Annotated in this window: 6 protein-coding genes; 5 read left to right on the forward strand and 1 reads right to left on the reverse strand. The window is 43.2% G+C overall.

What is annotated here, in order from left to right:
• Positions 1–69: 69 nt before the first annotated feature.
• Genes JSY38_RS03720 through glgX form a run of 3 tightly spaced genes read left to right on the forward strand, consistent with a single transcriptional unit; the run spans position 70 to position 7,503 of the window.
• Positions 70–3,195 carry a phosphorylase b kinase regulatory subunit alpha/beta gene (locus JSY38_RS03720; RefSeq protein ID WP_114411802.1) on the forward strand — a complete coding sequence of 1,042 codons (3,126 nt, stop codon included), beginning with the start codon at positions 70–72 and terminating at the stop codon, positions 3,193–3,195.
• A 26-nt stretch (positions 3,196–3,221) separates the two neighbouring features.
• Positions 3,222–5,417, forward strand: a complete 2,196-nt coding sequence (glgB, locus tag JSY38_RS03725; protein WP_205115316.1) for a 1,4-alpha-glucan branching protein GlgB — start codon at positions 3,222–3,224, stop codon at positions 5,415–5,417.
• 46 nt (positions 5,418–5,463) lie between these two features.
• Complete coding sequence (glgX, locus tag JSY38_RS03730; protein ID WP_205115318.1) at positions 5,464–7,503, forward strand: glycogen debranching protein GlgX; 2,040 nt, start codon at positions 5,464–5,466, stop codon at positions 7,501–7,503.
• Positions 7,504–7,517: 14 nt separating this feature from the next.
• Here the strand turns inward: glgX and JSY38_RS03735 are convergent, their stop codons facing one another.
• Positions 7,518–9,089 (reverse strand): methyl-accepting chemotaxis protein, encoded by a 1,572-nt coding sequence (locus JSY38_RS03735; RefSeq protein WP_205115320.1) that lies wholly within the window; start codon positions 9,087–9,089, stop codon positions 7,518–7,520.
• A 222-nt stretch (positions 9,090–9,311) separates the two neighbouring features.
• Between JSY38_RS03735 and JSY38_RS03740 the strand changes: the two genes are divergently transcribed.
• Together JSY38_RS03740 and JSY38_RS03745 are read left to right on the forward strand one after the other, a co-directional pair.
• Complete coding sequence (locus JSY38_RS03740; RefSeq protein ID WP_205115322.1) at positions 9,312–9,962, forward strand: 2OG-Fe dioxygenase family protein; 651 nt, start codon at positions 9,312–9,314, stop codon at positions 9,960–9,962.
• A 261-nt stretch (positions 9,963–10,223) separates the two neighbouring features.
• The gene (locus tag JSY38_RS03745) at positions 10,224–11,492 is read left to right on the forward strand and encodes a response regulator (RefSeq protein WP_239544310.1); all 1,269 of its coding nucleotides are present in this window, start codon (positions 10,224–10,226) and stop codon (positions 11,490–11,492) included.
• The last annotated feature ends 16 nt before the right edge of the window (positions 11,493–11,508 follow it).

Raw genomic sequence — 11,508 nt, forward strand, 5'->3', positions numbered from 1 at the left:
ACCTACTCCATTCATCACGTTTGGATTGGGCAACAGGTCTTTAACGGTACGTTTTTTAAAGGATCGAACATGGCGTCTGATAATCAAGATAAGCTAGATTCTCTTTATCAACATATTCAAGCGGTGATCTTGTCCCGCCAGCATCCTGTCACAGGGCTTTTTCCAGCCAGTACCAGTATTAATAATCACGGTAACTATACCGATGCTTGGGTGCGAGATAACGTTTACAGCATTCAGGCTGTATGGGCTTTACACCTAGCCTATAAACGCGCATCCAATCCTCAGAAGCGCGCGCACGAGCTTGAATTTGCCTGCGTAAAGATGATGCGTGGCCTGTTGTTCGCTATGATGCGTCAATCCCATAAAGTAGAGGCATTCAAACACAGCCTTGATCCCAAAGATGCTTTACATGCCAAGTATGATACAAAAACAGGTTTAGAAGCCGTAGCAGATGACGCTTGGGGGCATTTACAAATTGATGCCACCAGCTTTTATTTGCTAATGCTGGCGCAAATGACCGCAGCTGGCAGCAAACTCATATTTTCGCGAGATGAATTCAACTTTATTCAAAACCTCATTTATTATATTTCTCGTACTTATCGAACTCCAGATTACGGTATCTGGGAACGAGGAAATAAGGTAAACAATGGCAAAGCTGAAATAAACGCTAGCTCGGTTGGTATGGCAAAAGCCGCCATGGAAGCAATGGATGGACTAAATTTATTTGGTGAAGAAGGTCCGGAATGGGCGGTAGTCCATTCCTTTGCAGACGCCGTTGCTCGTGCAGGCTCTGTATTACAATCCTTGTTACCGAAAGAGTCTCGCTCAAAAGAAGTCGACAGCGCCATTCTTAGTATCATTGGCTTCCCTGCCTTTGCGGTAAACGATGAAAAACTAACTCGCCGCACACGTAAAGAAATCATCAATAAATTAGGTGGCGAATATGGCTGTAAGCGTTTTTTGTTAGACGGTCACCAATCCGAGCTTGAGGACCAAAGCCGTATTTACTACGAATACGATGAGCTGATTAACTTCGAGCACATCGAATCAGAATGGCCACTATTCTTTACTTACCTTTATATTGATCGTTTGTTTGCCAGAGATTGGGAAAGCGCCAACTTCTATCGTCATAAACTTGAGTCTCTCATGGTCGAGAAAGATGGCCAAATGCTGCTTCCTGAACTGTATTATGTGCCGCAAGAAAATATTTTAGCGGAGAAAGAAAAACCAGGCTCACAAAAACGCGTGCCAAACGACAACTTGCCTTTGGTTTGGGCGCAAAGCTTATTTTTAGTGGGTAAAATGCTCGATGAAGAGCTCATCACTACTGACGACCTCGATCCACTTGGCTTACATCGTGTTCAGCACAGACCAAACAAAGTCACCACTTCCATGGTGATATTGGCACAAAACGACAAAGTAAAACAAAAGCTACTGGACGCGGGTTGTTTATGCCAAACACTGGATGATATTGCACCGCTTAAGGCCATCAGTGCAGATCAGTTAGTTGAAACCTACCAACACCTTGGTGATTCTGAAGCGCTAGGCTTAACAGGTCGCCCAAATCGCGCATTAAACAGCTTAGCCACGTCTCAGGCATTTAATATCGATGGCGAAAGCTATTTATGCTTGTCTTGGATTCAGAACGAAGACAAAGACTACCGAAAAGTGGACCCAGCTCTTTTTCAAGCGCATATTCGTAACGAGCTTAAGATAATTGCCGAACACTGGTATTACCAAGCCAATGCGGTTTTTAGCATACTCATAGACGAAGCCATGAGTGACATGCAAGGCAGCGATGAACTGTTTGAATTTATCCGTTTGTTACAAAAGCGAGAGCATGAAGAGTTCCGGGTTATTCCACAATCGGCTAAAAATGCGTTTAAGTCAGGTAACCGTCGATCCATTATTATTAATGCCACTAACCAGCAATCCTTATCTGCAAAATTGCCGGTTCATGGTGCACCTTGGCCATTATCAGACAAACCTAAACCTTACGATGTTGCAGAGATAAAAACAGCTGAAACAGATAATCTGCTGGCCAGATTTATCGACACTCCAAGCATGGCAGAAGCGATCGATTGTCTTATGGAGTTAGGTGCTCGCAGGGCCTTAATGAATACGATACCAAATTCAAACCCTGCAGCTACCGCCTATAAGGTATTAAATAGTGTCTATTTCCAAGCGCTCCTTGCAGAAGACTGGCACTCAGCTCGACGCTTGTATTCTTTGGTGCTAAAGCCCTCTACTGACTTGGCCACGTATATTGCGGATATTACCGTTCGACAGCGTTTACTGGTCATCGGAGAAACGCCTGAAACCGAGCTGGACATCAGTTCACCGCTGCATCAAGACGTTATTTTGGATATGTTAAAAAGCGTCTCATCATCCCCGATTGGCTTGGTTATTTGTCATGAATTGGTGGCGATCGCAGGTACCTTGATTAAAGTTCATCCTGAGTTTTTCTCTGGGGTGCGCACAATTCGTATTCACAACTTGGCGATGCTTTGCGCTCGACAATTTGCCCCTGAAGATGATGCACCTGTTTTTGACACTTTATCAAAGGTTTCCCCAAGTGAGCTTTACGAAGCACTCAAACAAGTGTTACAACAAAAGCACGACGAATTCGCACACGTTGCAAATACCATGCGTTATCACAATACGACCGATGCGCAGAGTAAAATGAAAGATGTGGATTGGTTCGATTGGCGCTCAGAGCAAGGTATGATTACCAAATTACCAGAATCTATGTTGTTGCAACTCTGGGAAAGCCTAAGTAACGCTAATACGATCGTCTTTGGTGATGTGCAAAGTAACACTGCATTAGACTGTAAGCGCGCCCTAAGTTCGATGACACCTGGTGAAGATACCTTCGCCCTCCTGATAGAAACACTAACATCAGATATTCATCCGAGCTGGTATAAAAGTCTTATTTTTGAAGGATTGTATGCCTTCATACGGTTCTGCCAGCAACACAAAAATTGTAAATTTGAGCAAGAAATAAACTTACCGGTTCTCGTATCCCAAGCCGCGTTGGATCATGCTAAGCAACACCAAGCAGAGCATCCAGAAGAAAGCTGGGCCGAGGCGGCTCTAGATGAGTTCGCACAAATAACACCGAATAAAGTAAACCAATATTTGCGTTGGGCAGTGAGCAAACTTCACAGTCATCAGCACCAACACTCATCGAGTTAATAGGCTCACTCTTGCTGGAGAAGTGAATGGATCTAATCAAAAACGCCCTCACAAATGATGTGCTGAACACACAATGTTCAGATCCATTTGGCTGTTTGGGACTACAAGAATCCCCTTCTAAGAAAGGTTTATCTTTAATCGTCTGGCAGCCAGAAGCCGCCTCTATACGAGTATTGGCTATCGATTCAGACAAAGAGCTTACCAAAATGAGCGAGACCGATAATCAAGGCCTCTTTCTGGCTGAATGGCCAAAAACCACCACACGCTTTCATTATCGTCTCGAAATTACCTACAAAGATGGCAGCGTATACACCCTCGTTGATCCTTATCAATTTCCTAACACCACCTTTGTAGACCCAGAACACCATCAAGCCAGCTTATACAAAAGCCAAGGTGCTATCCGTGCTGGTGCTAAAGTGAATGACCAAATTACTATCCAAGGAACACGTTTTGCCGTTTATGCTCCTGCAGCGCGTTCAGTCTCTGTGGTGGGGGACTTTAATGCTTGGGATGGTCGCACTCATCCAATGTCGAGTAATGGCGATGGTGTGTGGCGCTTATTTATTCCTGATGTGAACCATGGCGCTCGCTACAAATTCGAAATTCGCTCCAAAAACGGTGACGTTCTTCCACATCGTAGTGACCCTTATGCACATCGCATCGAACAGTTCCCATCGTTTGCCAGCGTCACTTGCTTTGATGATAAACACGTTTGGCAAGATCAAGCTTGGGTAAACCGTAAAATTGAAGACATTTACGAAAAACCCATGAGTATCTATGAGCTGCACATTGGTTCATGGCGTCGCAGTGGCGACAATCAGCCACTGACGTATCTTGAAATCAAAGACCAGCTGGTACCTTATGTTAAAGAAATGGGCTACACCCATGTTGAGCTTTTACCGATTACTGAATACCCATTCGATGGTTCATGGGGCTATCAGCCCGTCGGTTTGTACGCGGTTACCTCTCGATTTGGTACACCTGAAGACTTTAAAGCCCTAGTCGATGCGCTGCACCAAGCCAATATCGGTGTGATTATGGACTGGGTTCCCGCTCATTTTCCTGCCGATAGCCACGGTTTAGCGAATTTTGATGGCTCTAAACAATACGAATACCCAGACCCTAAAAAAGGCTGGCACCCTGAATGGAACTCTTTAATTTACGATTTTGGCAAAGACCATGTAGTAAATTATCTCATCAGTAATGCTGTGTATTGGCTTGAGGAATTCCATATTGATGGCTTACGTGTCGATGCCGTTGCGTCCATGCTCTATCTCGACTATTCCCGTGAAGACGGCGAATGGATTCCAAACAAAGACGGTGGTAACCACAATTACGAAGCCATTGATTTTTTACGCCGTTTAAATGAAACCGTGTATTTAAATCATCCTCGCTGCTTTACAGTAGCTGAAGAATCCACAGCGTTTCCGGGTGTCTCTAAGCCTACTTACATGAATGGCCTAGGTTTTGGCTTTAAATGGAATATGGGCTGGATGAACGACTCTCTTACCTATATAAAAAGAGATCCAATTTATCGTCAACACCATCAAGGCGAACTCAGCTTTAGTATGGTTTATGCCTACGATGAACAATTTGTTTTGCCTATTTCTCACGATGAAGTCGTCCATGGCAAAGGTTCAATGATTGCAAAAATGCCCGGCGATGCTTGGCAAAAATTCGCCAACTTGCGCGCTTTCTCGGCTTATATGTATTTTCACCCAGGCAAAAAGCTCAATTTTATGGGGAATGAATTCGCTCAAGGCCAAGAATGGAGCCATGAACGCTCTTTGGATTGGCACTTGTTGGATATTGATTTTCATAAAGCCCAACAATCCTTGTCGAAAGACTTGAACCACCTGTACCAAAATGAGCCAAGCCTACAGTACGATCACTCTCACTATGGTTTCGAGTGGATCAGCTACGACGACAGTGCCAACAGTATTTTAGCCTTTGCTCGTAAAGCAAAAGACAGTGAAGAGCACACTGTTGCTATCATTAACTTTACCCCGACCCCGCATGGTAACTACCGTATTGGCGTTCCTAGAGCCGGTCGCTATCAAGTTATTATGGATACTGATGATACGCACTACACTGGCAGTGGTTATGCTCAAATTAAAGAGTACAGCACCGAGTTTTCTGTTAGCCACGGTCGTAATCAAAGCATTGAGCTGCAAGTACCACCACTTTCTGGTGTACTGTTAAAATGGCTGGGCGAATCTTAAAAGCAACACTAAGCAACCGTAACCCGAATAGCATCTAGAGGTCTTCATGAACCAAGCGTACCAAGTTTCCAATGGCTCTTCTTTTCCTTTAGGTGCAACGGTCACTGAGCATGGCATTAATTTCGCTGTTGTGTCTGAAGATGCTCATCAACTGTATCTATGCTTATTTGCCCCAGACGGCAAAGAACAAGAACCACTACCATTTATCAATAAGCACAAAGGCATTTGGCACATGGAAGTACTTGGTTTAAAGGAAGGTCAACAGTATGGGCTAAGAGCCAAAGGTGACTTCAAACCAGAACAGCAGCTGCTATACAATGAACAAAAGCTACTGATTGATCCTTATGCAAAAGAGCTTAGCGCAAAGCTCATCTGGCACGAAGACCAAGCCGCGATCACCAAAGAGGGCCAAGTACACCAAAGCGATTCCGCCCATTGCGTACCTAAATCCATTGTACGAGATATCAAACCTCTGTCGGAGCGCCCTGCTCGCGTCAATGTCACCCCTTCTAGCCGCGCCTTGTATGAATTGCATGTCAAAGGATTCAGCAAAAACCTGCCGATTGAAAGCGAACTACAAGGGACTTATTTAGGCGTTATCTCCTCGGCTGGTATTGAGCATTTAAAAAAGCTAAATATCACCACCATCCAGCTGATGCCGTGCTTTAGCTTTATGACAGAGCGTCACCTTCAGCAATTAGGGCTCAACAATTATTGGGGATATAACCCGATTAGTTTTTTTGCAGTGGAGCCCAGTTACGCAATAAAAGACCCTATTACTGAATTCCAACAAATGATAGACGGACTTAGACAAGCGGGTTTTGAAGTGATTTTAGACGTGGTTTACAACCACACAGCGGAAAGCGAACTTGACCAATCTAGCGTATGCTATCGCGGTTTAGACAATGCTCGGTATTATCGACATAAAGACGGGCAATATCTGAATTACACCGGCTGTGGCAATTGTGTTGATACTTATAGCCCCACAAGCATCCGTTTGATTTGCGACAGTATGCGTTATTGGGTTGAGATAATGGGTGTGGATGGTTTCCGCTTTGATCTAGGCGTTGACCTGGGCCGAACTGACCATGAATTTTCAGCAAAATCCCCCTTGCTACAAGCCATTCTGCAAGACCCTGTTTTAAGCGAAACCTGCTTGGTAATGGAACCTTGGGATATTGGTCCAAATGGCTATCAAGTAGGGCAATTTCCACGAGGTTTTCTGGAATGTAACGATCAATATCGGGATTCTGTTCGCCGTTTTTGGCGTGGTGACCGTGGCTCCGTTCCTGAATTCGCTACTCGCCTAATGGGATCAAGAGACTACTTTCATAAAGGCCAAAAAAGCGCGCTTAATTCGGTCAATTACATCACCTACCATGACGGCTATACAATGAAAGATTTAGTGTCTTATCATCACCGTCGCAACCTCGCCAATATGGAAGAAAACCGTGATGGTCATGGCGATAATATTAGCCAGAACTTTGGCGCGGAAGGCGAAACAGATGATAAAGAGATTCAAGAAAAACGCCTAAATCAGCAGCTTTGCTATATGGCAACATTATTGTTGAGCCAAGGCACTCCGCATATTTTGGGTGGTGACGAGTTATCTCATACGCAGCAAGGCAATAACAACGCTTATTGCCAAGATAACGAGATCACTTGGCAACATTGGCAGGACGCTAACAGCGAAATAACGGATGCTAGAAAAGTGATTCAAGACACCATATCAACCTTAATGACCTTGCGCAAAACCTACCCAATCTTGGCGGAAATACGCTTAGAAGACGACCCACTTTATCAGCATACATCAGCAGACAAGATTCACTGGCTCAACGAACACAGCGAAGCAATGTCGATCGAAAACTGGGCTGACGATCAGCGTCGCTTTATTGCGCTCACACTGACACCTTCTGATCACTCAAATACATTCTGGATCGTATTCTATAATGATGATTCACCGCTTAGCGTGCCATTCCCAGACGCAAACAGCGACCTAAAAGTGCTTTATCAGACACCGGGGTTATCCATCGCGAGCAATGAACTTCATTGCGCCTATCGCGGTGTATTTATCGGCCGATTTTAAAGAGCCTATAAGCCTCAAGGCTCAGGCTTAAATCCCATTCTAAAACCACCCCAGTGTTTTCCATTTACAAAAATAGGCACAGAGAGGTCGTGGAGGATTTCACCGGTATCGCGTTTATAGGTTTGCAGTAAGAAGCTGTCTGTATGAGCGCCGCATCGACTGCCAGTCGCATCATTAAAAATACGCTTAGAACGGTTGTTCACTAAATCTTTTTCATAATCACCGGTTAATGGCTGATTGAACTTTTGATTATGAGTTGGAAAATAGCCATTCACATCCACCGCTCCTGCAAACATAACGTGCTGATATTTTTCTAATAAGGCCTCTTGCACCGTAGGGAAAAACTGATCACTAAATGCATCATAAGGTGTACTGTACTTTTGTGGGTTCGTATTACTAATAGGTTGATAATCTCTGGAAAACACGGCTTGCTGAGTCAATTCACCTTTTTCAATCGCCTCTTCAAATAGACGGCCAATGGCTTGCGCTGCTGCTTTGGCTTCATTAAGCAATGTGGAAAAAAACAAAGATTGATCCACTTTATCTAATTCCCGAAAAACCACTTCTGCGCCATTACTTAAACTTGAAGCTTCTTTAGATAATCGATCACTGCGTTCTGAAATATCATGCAAGGAGGCACTAATACGGGAAATAGATCCATTAATTTGCGTACTGGTCGCTCCCAACTCTTCACCTGCACTTTCCACTTCAGATAGCACTAAAGAGGCATGCTGTACTTCTTCTGTTAACGAAATAAAGCGCTGAGTTTCCCCTAAGAGCGTTGTAGATAATGATTCAGTCAGTTCTTTTAATGAAGACATTTCATTGTTTGTTAATTGGCTATTTTGACGAACATCGCTCAATAATCGTGATATTTGCTCTGAAGCATCGGCACTTTTACCCGCCAATGCTCGTACTTCATCTGCCACAACAGCGAAACCTCGACCTTGCTCGCCTGCCCGAGCTGCTTCAATTGCGGCGTTAAGCGCCAACAAATTGGTTTGCTCTGAAACCGCTTTTATAACAGCTGTAATACTGTCTATGTCATCGGCGCTTTTAGTTAAAAGAGCCAGCTGCTCACTGGCTGTTTGTACTTTTTCAGTAAGCTCATGAATCTGTTCGGCACTTTGCGACAAGGCATTTTGGGCTATATGGCTGGATTTAGCGGTTTCAGTCATGGTGACAGCCAGCTGCCCCAGATTGGTTGATAAGGTTAATCCGGTTTCTGAAAGAGTGACTACGGCTTGTGTGATCTGTTCGCTGTCATCGCTAGTAAGATGGATGTCTTTACTTAAAGTATCAACAAAGTAAGAAACTTCAGCGGCTCCCATCGCCATTTTAGAGGTGGCATGAGTTACTTTTTGGCTCATATCTGAAAATACTACCTCAGATGTATTTACCTCTTCGCCCGATTCATTAGCATGACGATTAGACATTTTACGACCACGCACAAGATTCGGGACAAACACAAAAATGGATAAAATAATTCCAACTAGAGCTAAGTCTTGCGGTATAGAGCCTTGTGAATAGCCGAAAACAAACAGAACCAAAAGCCCCAATGCTCCGCCAAATTGGAAATAAATCATTATCTTCCCTTATTCTAATTTTTATATTATCTAGTGTTTAACGGCAGCAAATTAAGGTCAACACAAAACAAGGATCATAAGACTAAAGTCGTAGCCTAAAATTCAGCATAAATAGCTACCCTTTTCGCACGTTAGAGCTAAACTTAAAAAGTCGCCCACAAAGCGGTCTTACAATAATAACGTTGCGCACGATCTGCCAACGACTGTAATGAGGACAACACTATGATGACTAATAAATTCATTACTGAGCCTTTCTATCTTGAGCTTGGGCAGCTTAGCCCTGATAGCGTTAACCACCTCACTCCTTCTTTTGAACGGTTACCACCCAATCCATACGCAGATGGCGAGTTTCGCCTACGTCGTTATTCACGCTTTACCGTTGAAAAAGGTTCTCTACAGCGCCTTCCTGCACAAGCGTTTGTCCAAGATGAAAGTATTAATCACTTTCAGGGCAATGTTGTGCGTCAATATGAAGAGATAGACGACAAGACCGTAGTCGATCCTGCATTTATTGAGTTGTTTCACTATTTTCAGAAAATGGCCAGTGTTTCCGATAGTACGCCAATTGAGGTTCACCAGTTACGTATTTTTGCCGACCATAAAAGCGCAGAAGTTGCCCCTGAAGGTATCCACCAAGATGGCTTTGACAGAATTGGTATTTACGTCATGCAGCGCCACAACATTAAAGGTGGAAACATCAATGTTCACCTAAAGAAAAACAGCCCAGCATTGATAAGTCATAGCTTTGATCATGGCGAATTTGTAGTCCTGAACGACCGTAAATTCTTCCATAGCGCGCAAGCTATTCAACCAATTAATGGCGAATTGGGGTATATGGATATCTTCGTCCTAACGGCAAACCTAGTTCATTAGACAGTACTTCTTTTTTAATAGCCCTCCAAACACTGGCTTTTTTGCTCTATAAAGTCAGTGTTTTTCTAATGCATTCTAAAAGACGATTAATTATCCTCTACTAGCTAACTCTTTACATCTATTTGATAAGTAAGGGGAATATTAGCATTTTTCTAAACTGGTTAAATTTGATACAAAAAATAAGACTTACTACTCAGAAATCCTTCATGCTATAACTGAAGACAGGTTAAGTGACTATTCACTATATAGCGTAAGGATGTCGTGTTGTCAGATGTAGCAACCTTAGATTCCAAAAATACAAATGCCATTCCCCATGATCGGATCGATAAGTCTCATAAACGCGTATTGATCATAGAAGATCTTGGTGAAATGAGGCTTATGCTGAAGTCTTACATGACTTCTTTAGGATTTAACAATATTGATGTAGAACCTTCTGGGCAATCGGCTATAAAGCGTATTTTAGAAAAGCACTATGATGTTGTGTTATCTGACTACAATTTAGGTGGCAGTATTGATGGACAACAGATCCTAGAAACCTCCCGTAAAAATCACTCCCAAGACCATTCAACTATTTTCATCATGATCACTGCTGACACAGCCTATGAAAGTGTTGTTAATGTTTTGGAATATCAACCTGACAGCTACCTAGTAAAACCCTTTCCTCCTGCCGCTTTTTTCCGACGTTTTGAACGAGTTCAAAAGCAAAAGGAAGTGTTTGAAGGTATAAATGCTGCACGAAAAAATAAAGACTTCGATGGTATGGAGTTACAAGCCAAAGCCATCATGCAACAGTCCCCAAACCTTGCGAGCCAATGTTTAAAAATCATTGGAGAGTCACTCTACGCAAAAGGTCGTTACAAAGACGCTAAAAGTCACTACATGCTTATCGTACAGAAAAACAAAAAGCTGGCTTGGGCACATTATGGTATTGCTTTATGTGAGTTAAAAATAGGAGCAATCACTGCAGCAATAACTAAGCTAGAACAAACAATTGATTTAAGTCGACACTTCTTATCCGCTTATGACCTACTCACAGACGCTCACGAAGAGCTGGGAAACCTAAATGATGCTCAATTAGTAATGAGTAAAGTATTAGAAGTGTCTCCCCGATCTACGGATCGCGCCGTTCGACTTGCACAAATCAGTATGCAACTAAATGACTGGGGAACCGCTGAACAAGCTTATTCTCGTGTTATTCGACTCACTCGCGACACAAGCTACGAGAAAGTAGAACATTATTACGAATATTTAAAATGCCTAACGAATCTTATGTCGAGCGGTGCCGATAATTCAAAATATGCAGACAAATTTAAACGCGCTCTGATTCGCCTTCGATCATTCGGGAAAACCAACCCATCCGCCTTATCAAACTCATTCCGTATCGAAATACAGCAATATTTAACTCGAGATCATACAGGTGAAGCCATCAAATCTTGGAAGCAATGGAACCGCCTAATTAAATCTGGACAAGCCTCAGCGCTTTCAAATGCACAAAAACACACGCTAAAAAAACGCCTCGGCTTGCTATAATTCGAACACATCGTTA

The sequence above is a fragment of the Marinomonas foliarum genome, from assembly GCF_016906065.1.
In the GTDB taxonomy this organism is placed as follows: domain Bacteria; phylum Pseudomonadota; class Gammaproteobacteria; order Pseudomonadales; family Marinomonadaceae; genus Marinomonas; species Marinomonas foliarum.

Excerpts from the sequence above, each read along its gene's own strand:
- JSY38_RS03720 (WP_114411802.1), top strand. The coding sequence starts at position 70 with ATGGCGTCTGATAATCAAGATAAGCTAGATTCTCTTTATCAACATATT.
- glgB (WP_205115316.1), top strand. The coding sequence starts at position 3,222 with ATGGATCTAATCAAAAACGCCCTCACAAATGATGTGCTGAACACACAA.
- glgX (WP_205115318.1), top strand. The coding sequence starts at position 5,464 with ATGAACCAAGCGTACCAAGTTTCCAATGGCTCTTCTTTTCCTTTAGGT.
- JSY38_RS03735 (WP_205115320.1), bottom strand. The coding sequence starts at position 9,089 with ATGATTTATTTCCAATTTGGCGGAGCATTGGGGCTTTTGGTTCTGTTT.
- JSY38_RS03740 (WP_205115322.1), top strand. The coding sequence starts at position 9,312 with ATGATGACTAATAAATTCATTACTGAGCCTTTCTATCTTGAGCTTGGG.